This is a genomic window from Pseudomonas sp. PWP3-1b2, assembly GCF_049896045.1.
GTDB lineage: Bacteria > Pseudomonadota > Gammaproteobacteria > Pseudomonadales > Pseudomonadaceae > Aquipseudomonas > Aquipseudomonas antarctica_B.
Window position 1 is genome coordinate 31,347 of record NZ_JAFCTN010000014.1, and the last position, 23,339, is coordinate 54,685.

General features: G+C 59.2%; 20 protein-coding genes. 10 read left to right on the forward strand and 10 right to left on the reverse strand.

Annotated features, from left to right (window positions below; genetic code table 11):
* Positions 1–17: 17 nt before the first annotated feature.
* Positions 18–2,609, reverse strand: coding sequence for a glycosyltransferase (locus ACP7A2_RS11645; protein ID WP_426134321.1), 2,592 nt, complete (start codon positions 2,607–2,609; stop codon positions 18–20).
* A gap of 217 nt (positions 2,610–2,826) precedes the next feature.
* Here ACP7A2_RS11645 and tcdA point away from each other — a divergent pair, with 217 nt between their 5' ends.
* The gene (gene tcdA, locus ACP7A2_RS11650) at positions 2,827–3,636 is read left to right on the forward strand and encodes a tRNA cyclic N6-threonylcarbamoyladenosine(37) synthase TcdA (RefSeq protein WP_426134322.1); all 810 of its coding nucleotides are present in this window, start codon (positions 2,827–2,829) and stop codon (positions 3,634–3,636) included.
* A 105-nt stretch (positions 3,637–3,741) separates the two neighbouring features.
* Here tcdA and ACP7A2_RS11655 read toward each other — a convergent pair whose 3' ends face one another.
* The 4 genes from ACP7A2_RS11655 to ACP7A2_RS11670 all read right to left on the reverse strand — a co-directional run bounded on the left by ACP7A2_RS11655 (position 3,742) and on the right by ACP7A2_RS11670 (position 6,795).
* Entirely contained in the window at positions 3,742–4,155 is a 414-nt protein-coding gene (locus ACP7A2_RS11655) for a SufE family protein (protein ID WP_426134323.1), read from the reverse strand.
* Complete coding sequence (locus ACP7A2_RS11660) at positions 4,152–5,357, reverse strand: aminotransferase class V-fold PLP-dependent enzyme (RefSeq protein WP_426134324.1); 1,206 nt, start codon at positions 5,355–5,357, stop codon at positions 4,152–4,154. The genes ACP7A2_RS11655 and ACP7A2_RS11660 overlap by 4 nt, the downstream gene beginning before the upstream one ends.
* A 63-nt stretch (positions 5,358–5,420) precedes the next feature.
* Entirely contained in the window at positions 5,421–6,455 is a 1,035-nt protein-coding gene (dapD, locus tag ACP7A2_RS11665) for a 2,3,4,5-tetrahydropyridine-2,6-dicarboxylate N-succinyltransferase (RefSeq protein ID WP_348060616.1), read from the reverse strand.
* Positions 6,456–6,486: 31 nt separating this feature from the next.
* Positions 6,487–6,795: an arsenate reductase gene (locus tag ACP7A2_RS11670; RefSeq protein WP_231982825.1), complete on the reverse strand. Its 309-nt coding sequence runs from the start codon at positions 6,793–6,795 to the stop codon at positions 6,487–6,489.
* A 292-nt stretch (positions 6,796–7,087) separates the two neighbouring features.
* Between ACP7A2_RS11670 and ACP7A2_RS11675 the strand changes: the two genes are divergently transcribed.
* Entirely contained in the window at positions 7,088–8,731 is a 1,644-nt protein-coding gene (locus ACP7A2_RS11675) for a Na+/H+ antiporter (protein ID WP_426134325.1), read from the forward strand.
* Between the two features lie 235 nt (positions 8,732–8,966).
* Here ACP7A2_RS11675 and ACP7A2_RS11680 read toward each other — a convergent pair whose 3' ends face one another.
* From ACP7A2_RS11680 to map, 5 genes are all read right to left on the reverse strand, one after another.
* Positions 8,967–9,692, reverse strand: coding sequence for a M12 family metallopeptidase (locus tag ACP7A2_RS11680; protein WP_426134326.1), 726 nt, complete (start codon positions 9,690–9,692; stop codon positions 8,967–8,969).
* Positions 9,693–9,892: 200 nt separating this feature from the next.
* Positions 9,893–10,627, reverse strand: coding sequence for a M12 family metallopeptidase (locus ACP7A2_RS11685; RefSeq protein ID WP_426134327.1), 735 nt, complete (start codon positions 10,625–10,627; stop codon positions 9,893–9,895).
* Between the two features lie 126 nt (positions 10,628–10,753).
* A complete protein-coding gene (gene dapC / locus ACP7A2_RS11690) occupies positions 10,754–11,953 on the reverse strand; it encodes a succinyldiaminopimelate transaminase (protein WP_426134328.1) in 1,200 nt (399 codons plus the stop codon).
* Between the two features lie 144 nt (positions 11,954–12,097).
* Entirely contained in the window at positions 12,098–14,800 is a 2,703-nt protein-coding gene (locus tag ACP7A2_RS11695) for a [protein-PII] uridylyltransferase (RefSeq protein ID WP_348060605.1), read from the reverse strand.
* Between the two features lie 64 nt (positions 14,801–14,864).
* Positions 14,865–15,647, reverse strand: a complete 783-nt coding sequence (gene map, locus ACP7A2_RS11700) for a type I methionyl aminopeptidase (protein ID WP_016974402.1) — start codon at positions 15,645–15,647, stop codon at positions 14,865–14,867.
* A 386-nt stretch (positions 15,648–16,033) separates the two neighbouring features.
* On the opposite strand from map, the gene rpsB reads away from it, so the two are divergent.
* The 8 genes from rpsB to rseP form a co-directional block, all read left to right on the forward strand.
* Positions 16,034–16,771: a 30S ribosomal protein S2 gene (gene rpsB, locus ACP7A2_RS11705; RefSeq protein ID WP_003219330.1), complete on the forward strand. Its 738-nt coding sequence runs from the start codon at positions 16,034–16,036 to the stop codon at positions 16,769–16,771.
* 203 nt (positions 16,772–16,974) lie between these two features.
* Positions 16,975–17,838 (forward strand): translation elongation factor Ts, encoded by an 864-nt coding sequence (gene tsf, locus ACP7A2_RS11710; RefSeq protein WP_426134330.1) that lies wholly within the window; start codon positions 16,975–16,977, stop codon positions 17,836–17,838.
* A gap of 211 nt (positions 17,839–18,049) precedes the next feature.
* Positions 18,050–18,793 carry a UMP kinase gene (gene pyrH, locus ACP7A2_RS11715; RefSeq protein ID WP_375068170.1) on the forward strand — a complete coding sequence of 248 codons (744 nt, stop codon included), beginning with the start codon at positions 18,050–18,052 and terminating at the stop codon, positions 18,791–18,793.
* Entirely contained in the window at positions 18,790–19,347 is a 558-nt protein-coding gene (gene frr, locus ACP7A2_RS11720; RefSeq protein WP_348061077.1) for a ribosome recycling factor, read from the forward strand. Before pyrH ends, frr begins: the two co-directional genes overlap by 4 nt.
* A 17-nt stretch (positions 19,348–19,364) precedes the next feature.
* Positions 19,365–20,120: a polyprenyl diphosphate synthase gene (gene uppS, locus ACP7A2_RS11725; protein WP_426134331.1), complete on the forward strand. Its 756-nt coding sequence runs from the start codon at positions 19,365–19,367 to the stop codon at positions 20,118–20,120.
* Positions 20,121–20,930 carry a phosphatidate cytidylyltransferase gene (locus tag ACP7A2_RS11730; protein WP_426134332.1) on the forward strand — a complete coding sequence of 270 codons (810 nt, stop codon included), beginning with the start codon at positions 20,121–20,123 and terminating at the stop codon, positions 20,928–20,930.
* Positions 20,927–22,117 carry a 1-deoxy-D-xylulose-5-phosphate reductoisomerase gene (ispC, locus tag ACP7A2_RS11735; RefSeq protein WP_426134333.1) on the forward strand — a complete coding sequence of 397 codons (1,191 nt, stop codon included), beginning with the start codon at positions 20,927–20,929 and terminating at the stop codon, positions 22,115–22,117. Before ACP7A2_RS11730 ends, ispC begins: the two co-directional genes overlap by 4 nt.
* Before the next feature lie 53 nt (positions 22,118–22,170).
* Positions 22,171–23,339: RIP metalloprotease RseP (rseP, locus tag ACP7A2_RS11740; protein ID WP_426134334.1), on the forward strand; the 1,169-nt coding region annotated here is incomplete at its 3' end.

Genomic DNA, 23,339 nt, shown 5'->3' on the forward strand with positions numbered 1-23,339 from the left:
GTGCATTGCGCAAGTTTTTACACGACTGGCGCAGGCTCCGGAGCCGGCGCTGGTTTGGGCAGCGACGACAGGAACGCCATGATCAGCGCCGCCACGTACGGCAGCGACTGCACCAGCAGCATCACCACCCAGAAGCGCATGTCATTGCTCGGCAGGCCCTGCACCAGGTAAATCCCCAATGCGGCGCCCCACAACAGCAGCATGATGAACATCTCTTCGCGGGCTTCGGAAATGGCGACCCAGAAGCCGTGGTTATCGGCGTTTTTCGGCGTACGAAAGAACGGAATGCTGGTGGTGAAGAAGCCGTACAGCACCGCCTTGGCGATGGTGTGCGACAACGCCAGCCCGGCCAGGGCCGCGCAGAACGCATCTTTCAGATTAACGCCCACCGCACGGCGGTAGAGGAAGATGATCTTGCCCACTTTGAACACAAACAACGCCAATGGCGGGATAGCGAAAATCAGCAACGGCGGATCAACCCGCGTCGGCACGATGATCATCGCCGCCGACCACAACAGCGCGCCGACGGTGAAGAAGATGTTCATGCCGTCCGCCACCCACGGCAACCAGCCCGCGAGGAAGTGGTAGCGCTGGCCACGGGTCAGCTCGGTGTCCTTGCCGCGCAAGAGGCTGGCGGTGTGACGCTTGATGATCTGAATCGCACCGTAGGCCCAGCGGAAACGCTGTTTCTTGAAGTCGATAAAGGTATCCGGCATCAAGCCCTTGCCGTAGCTGTTGTGGTAGTACGCCGCCGACAGGCCTTTCTCGAACACGCGCAGGCCAAGCTCCGCGTCTTCGCAGATGCACCAGTCAGCCCAGCCGAGTTCTTCAAGCACCGAGCGACGGGTCATGGTCATGGTGCCGTGCTGGATGATCGCATCGCGGTCGTTACGGGTGACCATGCCGATATGGAAGAAGCCTTTGTATTCCGCGTAGCAGAGCTTCTTGAAGGTGCTTTCGTTCTGGTCGCGATAGTCCTGCGGTGACTGCACCACGGCGATTTTCGGGTCGGCGAAGTGCGGCACCATGTGCTTGAGCCAGTTCGGCGAGACGCAGTAGTCCGAGTCGATCACCGCGATCACTTCGGCGTCCTTGGCGGTGTGCGGCAGCAGGTAGTTCAACGCGCCGCCCTTGAAACCGGCCAGGGGCGAGACGTGGAAGAACTTGAAGCGCGGGCCGAGGATCTCGCAGTAGTCGCGCACCGGTTCCCACACAGCCGGGTCTTTGGTGTTGTTGTCGATGATCAGGACTTCAAAGTCCGGATAATCCAGGGCCGCCAGAGCATCGAGGGTCTGTTTGACCATTTCCGGCGGCTCGTTGTAGCACGGCACGTGAATAGACACTTTCGGGCGGTAGTCCGAATCCCCCTCGACCGGCAGGAATTCACGCCGGCGCTTGTGGGTCCACACCGCCTCGGCCAGTTCGTGGGCCTCGGTCAACAACACGATAAACACGCCCATGGCGCCGAGCGCCAACAGGAAACCCACCGTGAGGCTGAACCAGGTGCTGTATTGCTGGCTGTAGTCGTAACCGATCCACACCAGCACCGAACCGCAGAGGAACGCGATAAAGGTCAGGAAGGTACGGCCCCGCTGGCGCAGGGCCGAGCCGTCGATCATCAGCAGCGTCAGCGACAGCAGCGCCAGCACTACCGAACCGATGGCCAGCACGCGCCATTGCGGAATCGCGACCACAGGCCCTTCAAAATTGAATTTTTGCTGACGTGCGGCGTTGAACACGCCCCAATAAGCGCCCGCCGAGCCTTCGTCGCTGACTTTCCACGGCTGATCGAATGCCTCAATCACGAAGTAGTTATAGCCCTGACGGTTCAGCTTGTTTACCAGGGTGCGCAGGTAAATCGCCTGGTCCGCCGGCGACGTTTCATTGCCACCGCGCATGCGCCCGTTACTCGGCCAGCCAACCTCCGACAGCAGCAGCGGCTTTTTCGGGAACATTTTTTTCAAGTCCCGGGCGCGGTCGAGTACGTACTGGCCGGCCTTGTCCATCGGGATAAATTCCCAGAACGGCAGGATGTGCGCGGCGATCAGGTCGACGTGCTTGGCCAGTTGCGGGTACTTTTCCCAAATGTGCCATTGCTCGGACGTGGTCACCGGCACCTTGACGGCGGCGCGCACGCGGTCCAGCAGCACAATCAGCGCTTCAGGGGTGATTTCTTCACGGAACAACGCTTCGTTGCCGACCACCACCCGCACCACGCTGCGCGAGCTGTTGGCCAGTTCGATGGCGCGCTGGATTTCGCGTTCGTTACGTTCCTGATCCGGGCTGATCCAGATACCGAGGGTCACGCGCAGGCCGAACTCTTCCGCCAGCTTGGGGATATCGCCCAGGGTGCCGTCGACCGAGTAAGTACGGATGTTGTCCGTCAGCTTGCTCATGATCGCCAGGTCCTGACGCATCTCGTCGTCGGAGGGGTACTGGTTTTTCTGCGGGAACTGGCCTTGCTGGAACGGCGAGTAGGAGAACCCGGAGATCTGTTCAGGCCAGTTAGGGGTGGTGACCGGGCGGTTGATCAGCGCCCAGAAGCCGGTGAACAGCGCGGCAATTGCCAGCACCACCACCAGGTTGAGTCCAAATTTACGCGATGACATGGCGATTTCGGGTTCCAAAGGGTGTGGAACGAAAAGAGGTGTCGGCATGCGCCGAACGGCGCGCATCCTACACCGGCCTCTCCCTGAGCGTACAGCAGACAGAGAAAAGCCGGACGTTAGTCAGTTAAAGACCATCTAAGTTCTTAACAGGTAACTTGTAGCTTAAAACTTGCCGCTGTGTAGCCCATAATGCGCGCCGGTTTTTGGGGTATTGGTCATGAGCACAGAAGATCCACGGTTTGCAGGCGTCGCCCGCTTGTATGGCATTGTAGGCCTGGAACGCTTGAAAGCGGCCCATGTGGCGATCGTCGGCGTCGGCGGCGTGGGTTCGTGGGCGGCGGAAGCCATCGCCCGTTGCGGGGTTGGCGAGATTTCGCTGTTCGACCTGGACGACGTCTGCGTCAGTAACAGCAACCGTCAGTTGCATGCGCTGGACAGCACCGTGGGCAAACCCAAGGTTGAAGTGATGGCCGAACGCCTGCGCGGTATCAACCCGGACTGCACGGTGCATGCGGTGGCAGACTTCGTGACCCGCGACACCATGGCCGAGTACATCACGCCGAACATTGACTGCGTGATCGACTGCATCGACGCGGTAAACGCCAAGGCCGCGCTGATTGCCTGGTGCAAGCGCCGCAAGATCCAGATCATCACCACCGGCGGCGCAGGCGGGCAGATCGACCCAACGTTGATTCAGGTGTGCGATTTGAACCGCACGTTCAACGACCCGCTGGCCTCGAAAGTGCGCTCCACACTGCGCCGCGACTACGGGTTCTCCCGCACTGTGACCCGCCATTACAGTGTGCCGTGCGTGTTTTCCACCGAGCAACTGCGCTACCCGAAGCCGGACGGCAGCATTTGTTTGCAGAAAAGTTTTGTCGGGGATGGTGTGAAACTTGACTGCGCGGGCGGGTTTGGTGCGGTGATGATGGTGACTGCCACGTTCGGCATGGTCGCGGCGACCAAGGCAGTGGACAAGATTGTGGCCGGGGTGCGCCGGCCGTCGGAGCGGGTCAAACCCGCCTGACGGTAAAGCGGGGCTTGTGTGGGAGCTGGCTTGCCTGCGATGCAGGCACCTCGGTTCATCAGTCAAACCGGGGTGATGCTATCGCAGGCAAGCCAGCTCCCACATTTAGTGGGGTGTACGGCTCAGGTCTCGCATCCGCTGCAGGACTGCGTTCAGACCATTGCTGCGCGATGGTGACAGTTGGCGGGACAGCCCCAGTTGAGTGAACCAGTCGGGCAAGTCCACAGCCTCTAAGTCAGCCGCAGACAACCCATTAACCCGCGCCAACAGCAACGCCACCAACCCCCGAATCATCCGCGCGTCACTGCTCGCCGCAAATTGCCAATGGCCGTCCTGCAAACGCCCAACCAACCACACCAGGCTTTCGCAGCCGTGCACCAGGTTGGCCTCGACCTTGTCTTCATCCGCCAAGGGCGGCAGGCGTTCGCCCCATTGCATCAGCATGCGCGCGCGTTGCTCCCAACTGCCGACCGCCTGAAAAGCTTCCAGCGCGGCCGCTGCCTCCAATGGCAAGCTCATCGCAACATGTCCAGTGCCTGATCCAGCGCTTCAAAGAAACGCTCCAGATCATCCGAATCGTTGTACAGCGCCAGTGACACACGAATCGCCCCCGACAACTGCATCGCCTTGAGCAGCGGCATCGCGCAATGGTGCCCGGCCCGCACGGCAATCCCTTGTTCGGTCAGCAGGTGCGCCAGGTCGGCGTTATGCACGCCATCCACCACAAAACTGGCCAACGCCACCTGCGGTGAACCCAATACGCGTATGCCGGTGCGCGCTGTCAGCCCGCGCAACAGGTAGTCATGCAGCGCCGCTTCATGGGCGACCACCGCCGGCGCGTCCAGCGAACTCAAGTAATCCAGGCTGGCGCCCAGGCCGATCACACCGGCGATGGGTGGCGTTCCGGCTTCGAAACCCAGCGGGGCAGGGCGGAAGCTGGCGCTGTGATAGTCCGCCTGTTGCACCATCTCGCCACCCAATTGCCAGTGGCGCAGGTGACGCAACGCCTCGTGGCGGCCATACAGCACGCCGACGCCGTCAGGGCCGTAGAGTTTGTGACTGGAAAAAACGTAAAAATCGCAGCCCAACGCCTGCACGTCGTGGCGGCCATGGACGATGCCTTGTGCGCCATCGACCACCGTCAAGGCGCCGTGAGCTTTGGCCATTGTGATCAGCGCCTCCAGCGGCTGCCAGGTGCCAAGCACGTTGGACAACTGGCTCACCGCCAGCAGGCGCGTGCGCGGGCCTATCAACTCGGCGGCGGCGTGCAGGTCAATCACGCCATCGTCGTCGAGGGGCAACACTACCAGCGTCAGTGCGCGGCGTTTGGCCAATTGCTGCCAGGGCAACAGGTTGGCGTGGTGTTCCAGGGCGCTGATCACAATCTCATCGCCCGCATTGAATAAGTGCTCCAGGCCATAGGCCAGGAGGTTCAGCGCAGAGGTCGCGCCGTGGGTAAACACGATGTGCCCGCTGTCACCCGCGTTCAACCACTGCGCGACCTTGCTGCGACTGTCTTCAAACGCCTGGGTCGCATGGGCACCCGGCAAATGCTGGGCACGGTGCACATTGGCTGCGCCACTGGCGTAGTAATGGCTGATGGCGTCCAACAGGGCCTGGGGTTTTTGCGTGGTGGCGGCGTTGTCCAGATAGGTCTGGTCTTGCCGTTGCAGGGTGGCGATGGCCGGGAAATCGGCGCGCCAGGGGGAGGGCACAAGCATGGTTATCAAGACTCGTATAAGCGAGCCCCAGGGGCGGGGCCCGCCAGTGCATCGAGTGGCTGCTTAGTTGTGAGCGTGCAGCGCTTCGTTCAGTTCGATCGCCGATTTGTGGGTTTTGCACTCCACGGCACCGGTTTCGGAGTTGCGACGGAACAGCAGGTCCGGCTGGCCGGCCAGCTCGCGCGCCTTGACCACTTTGACCAGCTGGTTCTTCTCGTCCAGCAGTGCAACCTTGGTCCCGGCCGTTACGTACAGGCCCGATTCCACAGTGTTGCGGTCGCCCAACGGAATGCCGATACCGGCGTTGGCGCCGATCAGGCAGCCTTCGCCAACCTTGATCACGATGTTGCCGCCGCCCGACAGGGTGCCCATGGTGGAGCAACCGCCACCCAGGTCCGAGCCCTTGCCGACGAACACGCCAGCCGACACACGGCCTTCGATCATGCCCGGGCCTTCGGTACCGCCGTTGAAGTTGACGAAACCTTCGTGCATCACGGTGGTGCCTTCGCCCACGTAGGCGCCGAGGCGGATGCGTGCGGCGTCAGCGATACGCACGCCGGTCGGGACCACGTAGTCGGTCATTTTCGGGAACTTGTCCACCGAGAACACTTCCAGTAAGTCGCCACGCAGGCGCGCTTCCAGTTGGCGTTCGGCCAGTTCGTTGATGTCGATGGCGCCCTGGCTGGTCCAGGCCACGTTCGGCAACTGCGGGAACACACCGGCCAGGTTCAGGCCGTGCGGCTTGACCAGGCGATGGGACAGCAGGTGCAGCTTGAGGTAGGCCTCAGGCGTGGAGGTCAGTGCAGCGTCTTCGGCCAGCAAGGTTGCGACCAGCGGAGTATGGCTTTCAGCCAGGCGGTTGAGCAGTGCGGCTTGGGTAGCGTCGACGTTCTTGAGCGCATCCGCCAATTGCAGTGCTTGGCTAATAGTGAACGTGATTGCCTGGTTACCTTCGGTGTAACCCAGGATCGGCGCGATGGCGGCGATGATTTCGGCCGATGGGTTAAGCAACGGTTGTGCGTAAAACACTTCCAGCCAAGCACCTTGGCGGTTCTGAGTGCCGACGCCGAAGCCCAGGCTGAACAGGGAATTGGACATGCTGTTACCTCTACAAAAATGGAAGGCTGGCCTACTTCAGGGCCGCCGAATAACTATCTGGCTTGAAGCCAATCAGGGTTCTGTCACCGAGATCGAGCACTGGGCGCTTGATCATCGAGGGCTGTGCGAGCATCAATTCAATGGCTTTCGACTGATCGAGATCGGCTTTGCGTTCGTCTTCGAGTTTGCGAAAGGTGGTGCCCGCACGGTTCAAAACCACCTGCCAACCGTGCTCATTGCACCATTGGGTCAAGTGTTCACGGTCGATACCGGCCGTTTTGTAGTCGTGAAATTCATAGCTCACCGCGTGCTCATCGAGCCAGGTGCGCGCCTTTTTCATGGTGTCACAGGCTTTAATGCCAAAAAGGTGCAACGTTTTGCTTGAAGCGGTCAAGGAATTGCCCCCCTCTGAACGGATGTCGTGTACGAATGAAAACGAAAGGTTACGGATTATGCCACGCCCAGCGGGTTTGGGTGCCGCTCGTCATGCCCATCGCTGAACCGATGCGACTTTTGTGCAAAAGCCATCGCGCAGCATAGGTGGTTAACATAGCCGGGGAATATGGCACTTCAACGGCAAGATGTTGCCTGAGGTGTCTTATTGCAAGTCGATAGTCCGGGAATTCCGCTTTATGCAAACCGCCTACACCGTTCTTATCATGCTGATGCTGGTCAGCGTTTCGCGTCTTGTCGGGCGTGTCATTCCCCTGCCGTTACCCTTGGTGCAGATAGCGGCCGGGGCATTGTTGGCGTGGCCCACGCTGGGGCTGCACGTGGCACTGGACCCGGAGCTGTTCCTGTTTTTGTTCCTGCCGCCGCTGTTGTTCTCTGACGGCTGGCGCATGCCCAAGCGTGAATTGTGGCGTCTCAAAGGCCCGATATTGACGTTGGCGGTCGGGCTGGTGCTGTTTACCGTGATCGGCGCCGGGTATTTCATTCACTGGTTATTGCCGACGATCCCGCTGCCGGTCGCCTTCGCGCTGGCGGCTATTTTGTCGCCGACAGATGCCGTGGCAGTGTCGGCCATCGCCCAAAATCGCCTGCCCAAGCCTTTGATGCATATGTTGCAGGGCGAGGCGCTGATGAATGACGCGTCGGGCCTGGTGACCTTCAAGTTCGCCCTGGCGGCCGCGCTGACCGGGGTGTTTTCCCTGGCCGATGCAAGCTTGACCTTTGTGCTGGTAGCCGTCGGCGGTTTGGCCGTTGGTGTGGCACTGAGCTGGCTGGTCGGGCGCTTGCGGGCCTGGATGATCGCCCGCGGCTGGGACGACCCGGCGACGCACGTGGTGTTCATGTTATTGCTGCCGTTTGCCGCTTACGTATTGGCCGAGCGACTTGGAGCGTCGGGCATCCTCTCGGCCGTGGCGGCGGGCATGATGCAAAGCTGGCTCGACTTGCTGCCACGTCAGACCAGTACGCGACTGCTCAATCGCAGCGTATGGTCATTGTTGGAGTTCGCCTTCAACGGCCTGATATTCCTGCTGCTGGGCCTGCAGCTGCCGGACATTATCAAGGCGGTGGTCAGCCATGAACCGACGTTGTGGCCAAGCCTGCTGTACCGCTGCCTGGACGTGATCGCGATCTTTCTGGTGCTGGTGGTGTTGCGGTTTATCTGGGTGCAGAGCATCTGGCGCCTGTCAGGCCTGATCCGCCGGCTGCGGGGGAAAAGCGAGCTGACGATGGTGCCGACCGCCCGTTCCTGCTGGCTGCTGACCGTCGGCGGCGTGCGCGGTGCGGTGACCCTGGCCGGTGTGATGTCGGTGCCTTTGCTGCTGGCGCCGGGGCAGGAGTTTCCTGAGCGTGACCTGCTGATCTTCATAGCCGCCGGGGTGATCCTGTTATCGCTGATCGCCGCCTGCATTGCCTTGCCGCTGCTGTTGCGCGGCATCGAAAAAAGCCCGGATGAAAAGCGCCATAACGAAGTGCGCGAAGCCTGGAAGAAAACCGCCGTGGCCGCCATTCATGCACTGGAAGCCGAGGAACCGGCAGAAACCGAGACCCAGGACGCCGCACAGGCGGCCTTGGCCACTGAGCTCAAGGCGCGCCTGATGTCTGAATACCGCCATCAGTTGGAAGTGTTCAACGACTCGGCCGAAGCCCAGGCACTGGCGCAGCAGATGGACCTGCTTGAACGCAGGTTACGGCTCAAGGCCCTGCGCGCGCAGCGCTTGGAGCTATACAGTTTGAGCCGCCATCACCAGATTGGTGATGACGTGCTGCGAGAGGTGTTGGCAGATCTGGACATGAGTGAAGCAAACCTGGGCGCCGTAAAATAGGCGACCCACGTCATGCGCTGAGTTCCGCGGAGCGGGGTGTATATAGCCGTCTGACAGCGTCCTGATCGCACTGGGACAGGTGAGTGTTTTCAGGGATGGTTTGCCCGCTGTTTCGCACGTGAGCTGGCACGTTGTGCTCGCGAAGGGTTGTTGCCTATTCGTGGCGAGCTGAGAGGTTTGGTTCCGCGTTGCTAAACCCCCTGCACTGCGTTGCGCAGTGCGGGTAATGAAACGGCTACGAAATACGGATCCGACGGCTTTGTATGAATCCAGGCGGATAAATGCGTGCGATCATTTGCTTGTCGCCTTCCGATATATCCTCGTTAAAGCCCACTTCATATCCATCAGTGGTTAGCTGCGGTGTAACTTCGTAGTGCATAACCGACTTCGAATCGTAGTCCGAGGTAATTACGCTTTTTTTATCGATGGTATCCAGGATGTTTCCGTCGATGCTCGGTTTGTCCTCACCAAGTTTACCAATCACCTCGTACACGGCTTCCTTGTTCCACTTTATGGGGTGATTGGGATGCTGGTGTTCATGCATCAGTCCAAGTGCGTGCCCAAACTCGTGCCGTATTGCATGATTGAGAGCGCCTATTGTTATATCGAACGTATTAATGTGCATTGTGGGGTCGCTACTGTGCACGTCTTTTGCGTCTGTGCCTATCTTGGACCAGTTTCCTGAATTGTCTTTTTTACCCGAAATTCGAATGTCGCCGCCGGTCTCGACAAAGTTGAATTTCAAGTTGACATGGGGTTGCCAAAGATTAATGTTTTTCTTTAAGTAGTCTTTGCCTTTATCCGTTATATCTGAAAATGAAATAGTAATCGTTGAACCTTGGCGCCATAGGTTTTTGGTAAGCGCGACGCCGCGTTTATGCCTGACGGAGGCGGGGGGATCTATTGGGGCGTGATTGAATTCGGGACGGGTGTAGGAAAGGGGCGATAGAGTATTGATCATCAATGTTCCAGGTCGGTCGTTGGCAGGCGATAGCATCCATTCAGTGTGTACGTCCGCCCCTTGGGTGGTGAGTGCTGAGTGAACGGTTCCATGTGGCGCTGATCAACAAGCCACAGTTTTAGCCGTCATCACCAGAGGGGGTGATGACGTGCTGCGAGAGGTATTGGCGGATCTGCACATGAGCGGGGCGAATCCGGGCCTCAAGAAATAGCGGGTATCGTTTTTGGGTAGGCCTTTTCTGCCCAGGCGATGTCGCCGTCGCTCAGCGACCAGGTTTCAGACTGGCCCCAGTCCCCGTGGGTCACGGCATAAGGGACTTCATAGTGCATGACCGAGTCGCCATCGTAGGGCAGGAAGTCGTATTGGCTGGAACGAGGCAGAGGCAGAATATTGTTTTGCACCGCTTGTCGATCCATTCCTGCAATGCGACTGTAGCCTTCATAGACTTTGTCCATATCCCACGGAATATGGGAGTCCGGATGTTGGTGGGCATGATGAGCCCCGAGCATGTGTCCGAATTCGTGCATGACGACGAACTTGAATCTGGGGTGCTTATGATTTTCTGGTAACGACATGGTCGGGTAGCCGGGAGACACATCGAGTGCTTCTGTCCCGAGCGCCGAGGCGCCCCCTCCGTTGTTGCCTATATTCTGTGTGATGCGTACGTCGCCTTCCTCACCAGGTACGAATTCGAACTTTAGATTGATATGCGGCAGCCATTCGCTGGCGGCTTGTTTGACGGCCAACACGTATTCGTCATCCATGTCGTATTCATACATGGCTATCTTTAGCGTGCTGTTTTGCGGCCAGTATTTGGCCGGTTCGCTAACGTTGCGCCGGCTTCGGGAAAGGGGTTGTCCGGAGTCTGCAGCATTTTCGCTGACGGGGGCGGAGAGTTGGGGCTGAAAAACAGCAAGGGGAATGGTGCTTATCATGTGTTATTTCCTGCGCTGAGTGAGAACGAGTGTTTTGATGTATTCGTTCAAATCGCAGGAAAGTTCCGATCACACTGTACGAAGTTGTAAGCCTGCGTTTACCTGAAGCAAACGCAGGCCGGACACTCAGCGGCGACGTTGAATAAAGTCCCGAATCCGCTCGGCCGCTTCCACGCATTCCGCCAGCGGGGCAACCAAAGCAAGGCGCACACGCCCGGCACCAGGGTTGACGCCGTCTACTCCGCGTGAAAGGTACGAGCCCGGCACCACGGTCACGTGCTCCTCCACGAACAAGTCGCGGCAAAAAGCGGCATCGTCACCATTCACGTTTGGCCATAGATAGAACCCGCCATCCGGGCTTTGTACCTCCAGCACCGGCTTGAGGATCGCCAGCACGGCGTCGAATTTTTCCCGGTACAAGTCGCGGTTAGCCAGAACGTGGGCTTCGTCCTGCCAGGCGGCAATACTCGCCAGCTGGGTTTGCACCGGCATCGCGCAGCCGTGGTAGGTGCGGTACAGCAGGAAGGCCTTGAGGATGTTGGCGTCGCCGGCCACAAAGCCCGAGCGCAGGCCCGGCAGGTTGGAGCGTTTGGAGAGGCTGTGGAACACCACGCACCGCTTGAAGTCCTGGCGGCCCAGTTCGACGCAGGCGCTGAGCAGGCCTGGCGGCGGGGTTTGTTCGTCGAAGTAGAGTTCGCTGTAGCACTCGTCGGCGGCGATGACGAAGTCGTATTCGTCGGCAAGGGCGATGAGCTTTTTCAGCGTCTCGACCGGGATCAGCGCGCCGGTCGGGTTGCCGGGGGAGCACAGGAACAGAATCTGGCAGCGTTTCCAGATGTCCGGCGTCACCGCGTCGAAGTCCGGGTTGAAGCCGTTGCTGTCCAGGCACGGCAGGTAGTGCGGCTTGGCACCGGCCAGGAACGCTGCGCCCTCGTAGATTTGGTAGAACGGGTTCGGGCTGACGACCAGCGCATCGTCGCCACGGTTAACCACGGTCTGGGTGAAGGCAAACAGGGCTTCACGGGTGCCGTTGACCGGCAGAATGTTGCGCGCCGGGTCAAGCCAGCCTTTGGGCACGTTGAAGCGACGCTCGCACCAGGCACCGATGGTTTCGCGCAGTGCCGGGATGCCCAGGGTGCTTGGGTACACGGCCATTTGGTCGAGGTTGTCAGCCAGCGCCTTGGCAACGAACTCCGGGGACTTATGCTTGGGCTCGCCGATGGACAGGGCAATCGGGCGTTTATCCGGGTTCGGTGTGACGCTGCCGAGCAGGGCGCGCAGTTTCTCGAATGGGTAGGGCTGCAGTTGGTTCAGAGCGTTGTTCATGAAAGCCTCTATCACGTTGGGCACAGACCCTGTGGGAACTGGCTTGCCTGCGAAGGCATCACCTCGGTGTGCCAGCGACACTGTGGCGCACGCATCTCAGGCAAGCCAGCTCCCCACCGGGGTCGTGTTTACAAGGTTAAATAATCAAATAGTCAGGCGCGTCAGCTCGACGCCCGCCTCTTGGGTCACGCTCAACTGCTCGACGATGGCTTCCTGCAAGCGCAGACACAGTTCCGGGTCTGACAGCGGCTGGTTGTCGGCGTCGGTAATAAAGAACACGTCTTCCACGCGCTCGCCGAGGGTCGCGATCTTGGCATTTTGCAACGACAGGTCGAACTCCAGGAAAATCCCGCCGATGCGTGCCAACAACCCTGGGCGATCCGGCGCGCTGAGTTCCAGCACGGTAACCGGACGTTGGGCGTCGTTGGAAATGGTCACCTGGGGCGCAAACGCAAAGTGCTTGAGTTGGCGCGGTACCCGACGCTGGATGATGGTCGGGTAGTCGTCAGGGTTGCGCAGGGCCTCGGTAAGGCCTTCACGGATTTTTTTCACGCGTGCCGGGTTGTCGCCAATCGAGTCGCCGTCAGTGTCGAGCACGATGTAGGTGTCGAGGGTGAACTGGCTGCTGGAGGTGATAACCCGCGCGTCATGAATGTTCAGGTTGAGCTGGTCCATCGCAGCCACGGTCACCGCGAAGAAGTCGTGCTGGTCCGGCGCGTAGATGAAAATCTGCGTGCCGCCTTCGAATTCGCGCTGCGTGGTTTCCTTGATCAGCACCAGCGGGCCGCCATCAGCGGGCTGTTGCAGGATCGCGTCACTGTGCCAGGCAACGTCGCCAGCGGTGTGGCGCAGGAAGTAATCGTCGCCCAATTGCGACCACAATTGCTCGACATCGTCCGGGTCGTTACCGCCACGCACGAGGATATCCAGGGCCGCGCTTTGGGTGCGGCGGATCTGCTCTTCGCGGTCCACCGGGTTTTCCAGGCCACGGCGCAAGGCGCGCTTGGTTTCGGTGTAGAGCTGGCGCAACAGGCTGGCGCGCCACGAGTTCCACAGCGTCGGGTTGGTGGCGTTGATGTCGGAAACGGTCAGCACGTACAGGTAGTCGAGGTGGGTTTCATCGCCGACGATCCCGGCGAAGTCGTGGATCACCTGTGGGTCGGACAAGTCCTTGCGCTGGGCAGTGGTGGACATCACCAAATGGTTTTGTACCAGCCAGACGATCAGGCGGCTGTCCCACACGGGCAATTGGTGGCGCTGGCAAAAGGCTTCGGCGTCGACCGCGCCGATTTCCGAGTGGTCGCCATGCCGGCCCTTGCCGATGTCGTGGTACAGGCCGGCCAGGTAGATCAGCTCCGGCTTGGGCAGCCTGGCCATTAGCTTGCTGGCCAGCGGGAATTTCTCTGACACCTGGGTGTACTGCAACTTACGCAGGTGTTTGATCAGATTCAGGGTGTGGGCGTCCACGGTATAGATGTGGAACAGGTCGTGTTGCATTTGCCCGACAATAAAGCCGAATTCCGGCAGGTAGCGCCCGAGTATGCCGTAACGGTTCATGCGGCGCAGGTTGCGGTGAATGCCGATCCTGCACTTGAACAGCTCGATAAACAGGCTGGTATTGCGGATGTCGTTGCGAAAATCGTCGTCGATAAGGTGGCGATTTTCTCGCAGCAAACGGATGGTATCGGCGCGCACGCCTTTGATTTCCGGCTGCTGGGCCATCAGCACGAAGATCTCCAGCATGGCGAACGGGGTGCGGCGGAACACGTTGTCGTTGCGCGCCTCGATGTAGCCGTCGTGCAGCTGGAAACGTGAGTTGATCGGCTGCGGTGGCGCCTCGTCTTCGGGGGCCAGAATCACTTCTTCGAAGTGCTGGATGATCAGGTCGCTGAGCTGGGCAATGCTCATGACCACCCGGTAGTACTGCTGCATGAAGCTTTCGATGCTGGACTTCGCGTCTTCGCCTTCAAACCCCAGCAGTGTGGCGATGGAGCGCTGATGGTCAAACAGCAGGCGGTCTTCAGAACGCCCGGCGAGCATGTGCAAGGCGTAGCGCACTTTCCACAGGAACTCCTGGGAAGAGGCCAGCAGCGCGTTTTCGCTCTCCACCAGGAAGCCTTCACCCGCCAGGGCGCGCAGGTTCAGGGTGCCGTATTGACGACGGGCAACCCACAAGATCGTCTGAATATCCCGCAGCCCGCCGGGCGAGCCTTTGACGTTGGGTTCCAGGTTGTATTCGGTGTCGTTGTACTTGTGGTGCCGGGCCTTCTGTTCGGCGCGCTTGGCCAGGAAAAACTCCTTGCTTGGCCACATGTGCGCGGTGCTGGTGACTTCGAGCATGCGTTGACGCAGGCGCTCGGGGCCGGCAATGGTGCGGCTTTCCATCAGGTTGGTGATGACGGTCAGGTCGGCGCGGGCCTCTTGGGCGCATTCGTCCACCGAGCGTACGCTCTGACCGACTTCCAGGCCGATGTCCCACAGCAATGTGAGAAAACGCTCGATGGAATCGCGAAAGATCTCATGATCGGCGCTGTCCAGCAGGATCAGCAGGTCGATATCCGAGTAGGGATGCAGTTCGCCGCGACCATAGCCGCCGACCGCCACCAGAGCGATATCAGCGTCTTCGCTCCAATTGAATTGTTCCCAAGCCTTTTGCAGGATGTTGTCGACGAACCAGGCGCGGTCCTCGATCAGCCGGCGGATGTCCCGCCCGCTGCGAAAGCGCGCATCGAGCACTTCGCGCGCCTGGCGGATAGCCTTCTTGAAGGCGAAAATAGGGCTCGCCTTCAAGGCCAGTTCCGCCTGGAACTGGCCACGGTCGAAGAGTTCGGGATCCACCTGGGGCATCGATCGGCTTTCCTTTCTATCTATCAGTCAGTCACAACACAGCGTTGGAAAACCAGGCCAGCCTTTAAGCCGAAACGCGTGGAATCGTGTCGTCGGCGCGCAGGGTGAAGATTTCATAGCCGGTTTCTGTGACCAGCAGGGTGTGTTCCCACTGAGCCGAGAGCTTGCGGTCCTTGGTGATGGCGGTCCAGCCGTCGCCCAGCACCTTGGTGTCGGCCTTGCCCTGGTTGATCATCGGCTCGATGGTAAAGGTCATGCCGGCTTTCAGTTCCATGCCGGTGCCGGCGCGGCCGTAGTGCAGGATCTGTGGCTCTTCATGGAATACGGTGCCGATGCCGTGGCCGCAGAATTCACGGACCACCGAGAAACCGTTCTTTTCGGCGTGTTTCTGGATCACTTCACCGATGTCGCCCAGGCGGCAGCCGGGTTTGACGATTTCGATGGCCTTGTACATGCACTCCTGAGTCACCTGGGACAGGCGCTCGGCCCACACCGGCACGGTGCCGACGTGGAACATGCGGCTGGTATCGCCGAAATAGCGGTCCTTGATCACGGTGACGTCGATGTTAAGGGTGTCGCCATCCTTCAACGGCTTGTCGCCGGGAATCCCGTGGCAGACCACGTGGTTGACCGAGGTGCAGATCGACTTGGGGAAGCCTTTGTAATTCAGCGGCGCAGGGATGGCTTTTTGTACGTTGACTATATAGTCGTGGCAGATCTGGTTCAGCGTGTCGGTGGTGACGCCTGGCTTGACATGCTCGGCAATCATTTCCAGCACGTCGGCAGCCAGTTTGCCGGCAATGCGCATGCCGGCGATGTCTTCGGCGGTTTTCAAACTAACGGTCATACAGGCTCTCTCTAGCGCGACGCGCTGAAATCAATACGGTTTGCGGGCGTGCGACAAAAGGTTACAGAATTCGCACAAGCCTCAAAAAACGCGATTCTAACAGACGATGGCCTCAAATCATGAGCCCCTGATGATCGCTTCTCTCTATAGGGTAGGGGCATGTTGGCTCTATTCAAGGGGTTACATCAAAGCGGCCGGCAGCGAATGTGAATGCGTGTTCCGTTTTCGAGGATCCTGTGGTATAAAATGCGCCGCTTTCCGGGGATACCCCGCAGAGCTTAAATCCACACACGTGTCGACACGATGACCTGGGTGCCGGAGGCTTGAAGCCGCTGGTTGGTCATTGGGATGCGTGGAGGCCAAACCCGACTTATTAAGGAACTATCATGTCCCAAGTCAACATGCGCGATATGCTGAAGGCCGGTGTGCACTTCGGTCACCAGACCCGTTACTGGAACCCGAAAATGGGTAAGTACATTTTCGGCGCGCGTAACAAGATCCACATTATCAACCTTGAAAAAACCCTGCCAATGTTCAACGAAGCTCTGACTTTCGTAGAGCGTCTGGCCCAGGGCAAAAACAAGATTCTGTTCGTCGGCACCAAGCGTTCCGCTGGCAAGATCGTTGCTGAAGAAGCAGCACGTTGCGGTTCGCCGTACGTCGATCACCGCTGGTTGGGCGGCATGCTGACCAACTTCAAAACCATCCGTGCTTCCATCAAGCGTCTGCGTGACCTTGAAGTGCAAGCCGAAGACGGTACTTTCGCCAAGCTGACCAAGAAAGAGGCGCTGATGCGCACTCGCGACCTGGAAAAGCTCGATCGTTCCCTGGGTGGTATCAAGGACATGGGCGGTCTGCCTGACGCACTGTTCGTTATCGATGTTGATCACGAGCGCATCGCGATCACCGAAGCCAACAAGCTGGGCATCCCGGTTATCGGTGTAGTCGATACCAACAGCAGCCCGGAAGGCGTTGACTACATCATCCCAGGCAACGATGACGCAATCCGCGCTATCCAGCTGTACATGGGTTCGATGGCTGACGCTGTAATCCGTGGCCGCAACCACGTTGCTGGTGGTACCGAGCAGTTCGTTGAAGAAGCTCCGGTAGCTGCCGCTGAGTAATTGACGCCCTGGCGTTGACTCAGTAAGCAAAAAGGGGGCTTGGCCCCCTTTTTGCCACCTCGAAAACCGTTTGTCGGCACTCACTTGCGGTAGCGCAACACAGCGACTGTAACGTGCGGCGGCCTACAACGGAGATTCGGGAAGAATTGATCGCCCGTTTGATCGGGTGGAATGGTTGAAAACCTATCCAAGAGGATTTTGAAATGGCAGAGATTACTGCAGCTTTGGTTAAAGAACTGCGTGAGCGTACCGGCGAAGGCATGATGGATTGCAAAAAGGCCTTGACCAAGGCCGGCGGCGACATCGAAAAAGCCATCGACGACATGCGTGCTTCGGGCGCCATCAAGGCTGCCAAGAAAGCCGGCAACGTAGCGGCTGAAGGCGCTATTGCTCTGGTTGAAGACGGTAAAAATGCCGTTCTGCTGGAAGTGAACTCGCAGACCGACTTCCTCGCTCTGCAAGACGACTTCAAGGCATTCGTTGCTGCCAGCGTCAAGAAAGCATTCGACGACAAGCTGACCACTGTTGAGCCGTTGATCGAAGCTCAAGAAGCGGATCGCCTGGTACTGGTCGGCAAAGTTGGCGAAAACGTCAACATCCGTCGCCTGGCTCGCGTTGAAGGTGATGTTGTTGGTGGTTACCTGCACGGCAACAAAATCGGCGTTGTGGTTGCCCTTAAAGGCGGCGACGTTGAACTGGCCAAAGACATCGCTATGCACGTAGCCGCCAGCAACCCTGAATTCCTGCTGCCATCGGAAGTTTCCGCTGACGCAATCGAACGCGAGAAAGCCGTGTTCCTGAGCCTCAACGCTGACAAAATCGCTGGCAAGCCAGAGAACATCGTTGAAAACATGATCAAGGGCCGTATCAGCAAGTTCCTGGCTGAGGCTTCCCTGGTTGAGCAGGCGTTCGTCAAGAACCCTGAAATCAAGGTTGGCGAACTGGCCAAGAAAGCCGGTGCTGAAATCGTTTCCTTCACCTACTACAAAGTAGGCGACGGCATCGAGAAGCCGGTCGACGACTTCGCTGCTGAAGTTGCTGCCCAAGTTGCTGCTGCAAAGCAATAAGACGGTTTTTTAACTGTCGCCCGAAAGAGGCTGCCCGCTCACGCGCGCAGCCTCTTTTCAAATGGGAAGGCCGAATTTATTTGGATTCCTGTCGGAACTGGCTTACAAAGCCGTGTTCCGATGGCGCTGTGATAGCGTCCAGCTAGAGTAAACGCAAGCCGTAAACGGCTCGCCAAGAATTTTTAAAAATACGCCGCAGGAGAGATTCGCAATGGCTCAGCAGGGCAGTGGTTATCAGGCTCGCTATAAACGCATTCTACTCAAGCTTAGCGGCGAGGCCCTGATGGGCTCGGAAGAGTTCGGGATTGATCCCAAGGTACTCGACCGCATGGCGCTGGAAGTCGGCCAACTGGTTGGCATCGGCGTTCAGGTCGGCCTGGTTATCGGTGGTGGTAACCTGTTTCGCGGTGCTGCACTGAGCGCTGCGGGTATGGATCGGGTAACCGGCGACCACATGGGCATGCTGGCCACTGTGATGAACGCCCTGGCCATGCGCGACGCACTCGAGCGAGCCAACATTACCGCTATCGTCATGTCGGCCATTTCCATGGTGGGTGTGACCGATCACTATGATCGACGCAAAGCCATGCGCCACCTCGATTCCAAGGAAGTGGTGATTTTTGCTGCCGGTACCGGTAACCCGTTCTTCACCACGGATTCGGCAGCCTGCCTGCGTGGTATCGAAATCAACGCGGACGTGGTGCTCAAAGCCACCAAGGTTGACGGTGTTTACACTGCAGACCCATTCAAAGACCCGCATGCCGAGAAGTTCGATCATCTGACCTACGATGAAGTGCTGGATCGCAAGCTGGGTGTGATGGACCTGACGGCTATTTGCCTGTGCCGCGACCACAAGATGCCGCTGCGCGTATTTAACATGAACAAGCCCGGCGCCCTGCTGAATATCGTACACGGCGGCGCGGAAGGGACTCTGATCGAGGAAATCGAACAATGATCAACGAAATCAAAAAAGACGCTCAAGAGCGCATGCACAAATCCCTGGAGTCGCTGAACCACGCGTTTGGTCAGATTCGTACAGGCAAGGCACACCCAAGCATTCTGGGTAGCGTGATGGTGCCGTACTACGGCACAGACACCTCCATCACCCAAGTCGCTAACATCACCGTAAAAGACTCGCGCACCCTGCAAGTCGTGGCCTTCGAGCGCAACATGCTCGGTGCTGTCGACAAGGCCATCCAGAGCGCCGGCCTGAACCTCAACCCGACCAACCTGGGCGAGTTGCTGCTGATCTCCATGCCTGCCCTGACTGAGGAAACCCGCAAGGGCTTCACCAAGCAGGCGCGCAGCGCCGCTGAAGATGCGCGTGTTGCTGTGCGCAACATCCGTCGTGATGCGTTGGGTGACTTGAAGAAGCTGGTCAAGGACAAGGAAATCAGCGAAGACGAGGAGCGTCGTGCCATCGCTGATATCGACAAGCTGACCAAGGAATCCGAGGCCCAGATCACCAAGGCCACGGAAGAGAAAGAAAAGGACCTGATGGCCGTATAAGGGATCAGGACGCCTTCATGGAAAAGACCAAGCAGACTGTGCCCTCCGCGGTGCCGCGCCATGTCGCGATCATCATGGATGGGAATAATCGCTGGGCGAAAAAACGCTTTATGCCGGGTGTCGCCGGGCATAAAGCGGGTGTTGATGCGGTACGGGCAGTGATCGAGGTGTGCGCCGAGGCCAAGGTCGAAGTGTTGACCCTGTTCGCCTTCTCCAGTGAAAACTGGCAGCGGCCTGCCGAAGAAGTCAGTGCCTTGATGGACTTGTTCTTCAAGGCCCTGCGTCGTGAGGCCAAGCGCCTCAATGACAACAACATCAGCCTGCGTATCATCGGTGATCGCTCGCGGTTCCACCCGGAACTGCAGGCGGCCATGCGCGAAGCCGAGGCCATCACCGCCGGCGCCAACCGTTTTGTGCTGCAGATTGCCGCCAATTACGGTGGTCAGTGGGACATTGCCCAGGCTGCGCAGCGGCTTGCCCGCGAAGTGCAGGCCGGCCATCTGCGGCCGGATGACATCACGCCTGAACTCTTGCAGACGTGTCTGGTAACCGGCGACCTGCCATTGCCCGACTTGTGCATCCGAACCGGTGGTGAGCACCGCATCAGCAATTTCCTGCTGTGGCAGCTGGCCTACACCGAGTTGTACTTCTCCGACCTGTTCTGGCCGGACTTCAAACACGATGCCATGCGTAATGCGCTGGCCGATTTCGCTTCCCGTCAGCGTCGCTTCGGTAAAACGAGCGAGCAGATCGAAGCTGGAGCCCGGGTTTAAATGCTTAAACAACGAATCATCACAGCACTCATCCTGCTGCCGATTGCCTTGTGCGGGTTTTTCCTGCTCGACGGGTCCGGCTTTGCGCTGTTTATTGGCCTGGTCGTGACCCTGGGTGCCTGGGAATGGGCGCGCCTGGCGGGCTTCAACGCTCAGCTGCCGCGGGTGGTTTACGCCGCAGTCGTGGCGCTGTTGTTGTTCCTGATGCACACCCTTTCCAGCACTGTTGTGCCATGGGTACTCGGCGCTGCGGTGTTGTGGTGGGTGCTTGCCACCTTCCTGGTGCTGACGTATCCGCGTACCAGCGGCCATTGGTCGAGTGTTGCCAGCAAGCTGGTGATTGGCTTGCTGGTGCTGCTGCCGGCCTGGCAAGGGTTGGTTGAGATCAAAAATGCACCGATGGGCAACTGGCTCATCCTGGCTGTGATGGTGCTGGTGTGGGGCGCTGATATTGGCGCCTACTTCTCCGGTCGGGCGTTCGGCAAGCGCAAGCTGGCGCCGGCCGTCAGTCCGGGCAAAAGCTGGGAAGGGGTATACGGCGGTCTGGCATTGACGCTGGTGATCACCCTGGTTGTCGGGCTTGTGCGTGACTGGTCGCTGAAGGAAATATTCCTGGCCCTGCTGGGCACGGCCATTGTCGTGTTCATCTCGGTGGTGGGCGACCTTACTGAAAGCATGTTCAAGCGCCAGGCCGGTATCAAGGACAGCAGCAACCTGCTGCCGGGTCATGGTGGTGTGCTGGACCGAATTGACAGCCTTACCGCGGCGATTCCGATCTTCGCCGTGCTGTTGTGGATGACCGCTTCGTGAGCGGCTTGCAACAGGTCACCGTACTCGGTGCCACTGGTTCGGTCGGGCTGAGTACCCTGGATGTTATCGCCCGCCATCCCGATCGTTACCAAGTGTTCGCCCTGACCGGTTTCTCCCGCCTTAATGAATTGCTGGCCCTGTGCGTGCGTCACGTGCCCCGGTTCGCCGTAGTGCCCGAGGCAGTCGCTGCTCGAAGCTTGCAGGATGGCCTGCGCGCCGCAGGCCTTGCCACGCAGGTATTGGTGGGCGAGGAGGGCTTGTGCCAGGTCTCGGCTGACGCCGAGGTGGACACCGTGGTGGCCGCTATTGTTGGCGCGGCAGGTTTGCGTCCAACACTGGCCGCCGTCGACGCCGGCAAGAAAATCCTGTTGGCCAATAAAGAAGCGCTGGTGATGTCCGGCACGCTTTTTATGCAAGCGGTACGCAAGAGCGGCGCCGTTTTGCTGCCCCTCGACAGCGAGCACAACGCGATCTTTCAGTGCATGCCCGGCGATTTTGCCCGTGGCCTGAGTCAGGTGGGTGTACGCCGGATTCTTCTGACGGCATCCGGTGGCCCATTCCGGCAAACTCCGTTGGCTGAGCTGGAGCATGTGTCGCCGGACCAGGCCTGTGCACACCCGAACTGGTCCATGGGGCGCAAGATTTCCGTGGATTCGGCGAGCATGATGAACAAGGGCCTGGAGTTGATCGAGGCGTGCTGGCTGTTCGACGCACGGCCTGATCAGGTCGAAGTGGTGATTCATCCACAAAGTGTGATTCATTCGCTCGTCGACTATGTGGACGGTTCGGTGCTGGCCCAGTTGGGTAACCCTGATATGCGCACACCGATCGCCAATGCCCTGGCCTGGCCGGAACGGATAGACTCGGGTGTAGCGCCGTTGGACCTGTTTGCCATTGCCCGGCTGGATTTCGAAGCGCCGGACGAGCAGCGCTTCCCGTGCCTGCGCCTGGCGCGTCAAGCTGCGGAAGCGGGCAACAGCGCTCCGGCGATGCTCAATGCGGCGAATGAAGTGGCTGTAGCGGCGTTTCTCGAACGGCGCATCCGCTTTCCACAGATCGCGAGTATCATCGAGGACGTTTTGAGCCTTGAGCCGGTCGTGGCTGTAAATGATTTGGGTGCAGTGTTCGAGGCGGATGCAAAAGCCCGGGCCCTGGCCGAGCAATGGTTGAACCGCAACGCGCGTTAGTCTGTGGGCAGGTTTGCGCCTTCAGGCACTGGATTGGAATGCGGAGAAATTAGATGAGTGCGCTCTACATGATTGTCGGCACCCTGGTTGCTCTGGGTGTGCTGGTCACCTTCCACGAATTCGGCCACTTTTGGGTGGCGCGTCGTTGCGGCGTCAAGGTCTTGCGCTTTTCCGTCGGTTTCGGCATGCCGTTGCTGCGCTGGCACGACCGCCGTGGCACCGAGTTCGTGATTGCAGCCATCCCGCTGGGTGGTTACGTCAAGATGCTCGATGAGCGCGAAGGCGAAGTACCGGCAGATCAGCTGGACCAGTCGTTCAATCGCAAGACCGTCCGTCAGCGTATCGCCATTGTTGCCGCCGGCCCGATCGCCAACTTTTTGCTGGCGATGGTGTTTTTCTGGATCCTGGCCATGGTCGGTAGCCAGGAGATGCGTCCCGTCATCGGTGCTGTCGAAGTTGGCAGCATTGCGGCCAAGGCTGGGCTGACTGCCGGGCAGGAAATTGTATCCATTGATGGCGAGCCCACCATGGGTTGGCGCGATGTCAATCTTCGCCTGGTGCGTCGTTTGGGTGAGAGTGGCTCGGTCAATGTCGTGGTGCGCGATCAGGACTCCACCGCTGAAACGCCGCGCGAACTGGCGCTGGATCGCTGGCTTCAGGGTTCCGATGAGCCTGATCCAATCAAGTCTTTGGGCATCCGTCCATGGCGTCCGGCGTTGCCGCCGGTGCTTGCCGAGCTCGATCCGAAGGGGCCGGCTCAGGCCGCAGGTCTGAAAACCGGCGACCGCCTGTTGGCGCTGGATGGTCAGGCGCTCGGCGACTGGCAGCAGGTGGTTGACCTGGTGCGTGTACGCCCTGATACCAAAATTGTGCTGAAAGTTGAGCGCGATGGTGCTCAAATCGATGTCCCCGTGACCCTGTCGGTTCGTGGGGAGGCCAAGGCGGCCGGGGGTTACCTGGGTGCCGGCGTCAAAGGCGTCGAGTGGCCACCATCGATGTTGCGTGAGGTGAGTTACGGGCCGTTGGCAGCAATTGGCGAGGGTGCAAAACGCACTTGGACCATGAGTGTGCTGACGCTCGAATCCCTCAAGAAAATGTTGTTCGGCGAGCTCTCGGTAAAAAACTTGAGTGGACCGATAACCATTGCTAAAGTGGCGGGCGCTTCTGCCCAGTCGGGTGTCGCGGATTTCCTGAATTTCCTGGCTTATCTGAGTATTAGCCT

Bases quoted from the DNA above. Each gene is read 5' to 3' on its own strand.
- ACP7A2_RS11645 (WP_426134321.1), bottom strand. From the start codon at position 2,609: ATGTCATCGCGTAAATTTGGACTCAACCTGGTGGTGGTGCTGGCAATT.
- tcdA (WP_426134322.1), top strand. From the start codon at position 2,827: ATGAGCACAGAAGATCCACGGTTTGCAGGCGTCGCCCGCTTGTATGGC.
- ACP7A2_RS11655 (WP_426134323.1), bottom strand. From the start codon at position 4,155: ATGAGCTTGCCATTGGAGGCAGCGGCCGCGCTGGAAGCTTTTCAGGCG.
- ACP7A2_RS11660 (WP_426134324.1), bottom strand. From the start codon at position 5,357: ATGCTTGTGCCCTCCCCCTGGCGCGCCGATTTCCCGGCCATCGCCACC.
- dapD (WP_348060616.1), bottom strand. From the start codon at position 6,455: ATGTCCAATTCCCTGTTCAGCCTGGGCTTCGGCGTCGGCACTCAGAAC.
- ACP7A2_RS11670 (WP_231982825.1), bottom strand. From the start codon at position 6,795: ATGAAAAAGGCGCGCACCTGGCTCGATGAGCACGCGGTGAGCTATGAA.
- ACP7A2_RS11675 (WP_426134325.1), top strand. From the start codon at position 7,088: ATGCAAACCGCCTACACCGTTCTTATCATGCTGATGCTGGTCAGCGTT.
- ACP7A2_RS11680 (WP_426134326.1), bottom strand. From the start codon at position 9,692: ATGATCAATACTCTATCGCCCCTTTCCTACACCCGTCCCGAATTCAAT.
- ACP7A2_RS11685 (WP_426134327.1), bottom strand. From the start codon at position 10,627: ATGATAAGCACCATTCCCCTTGCTGTTTTTCAGCCCCAACTCTCCGCC.
- dapC (WP_426134328.1), bottom strand. From the start codon at position 11,953: ATGAACAACGCTCTGAACCAACTGCAGCCCTACCCATTCGAGAAACTG.
- ACP7A2_RS11695 (WP_348060605.1), bottom strand. From the start codon at position 14,800: ATGCCCCAGGTGGATCCCGAACTCTTCGACCGTGGCCAGTTCCAGGCG.
- map (WP_016974402.1), bottom strand. From the start codon at position 15,647: ATGACCGTTAGTTTGAAAACCGCCGAAGACATCGCCGGCATGCGCATT.
- rpsB (WP_003219330.1), top strand. From the start codon at position 16,034: ATGTCCCAAGTCAACATGCGCGATATGCTGAAGGCCGGTGTGCACTTC.
- tsf (WP_426134330.1), top strand. From the start codon at position 16,975: ATGGCAGAGATTACTGCAGCTTTGGTTAAAGAACTGCGTGAGCGTACC.
- pyrH (WP_375068170.1), top strand. From the start codon at position 18,050: ATGGCTCAGCAGGGCAGTGGTTATCAGGCTCGCTATAAACGCATTCTA.
- frr (WP_348061077.1), top strand. From the start codon at position 18,790: ATGATCAACGAAATCAAAAAAGACGCTCAAGAGCGCATGCACAAATCC.
- uppS (WP_426134331.1), top strand. From the start codon at position 19,365: ATGGAAAAGACCAAGCAGACTGTGCCCTCCGCGGTGCCGCGCCATGTC.
- ACP7A2_RS11730 (WP_426134332.1), top strand. From the start codon at position 20,121: ATGCTTAAACAACGAATCATCACAGCACTCATCCTGCTGCCGATTGCC.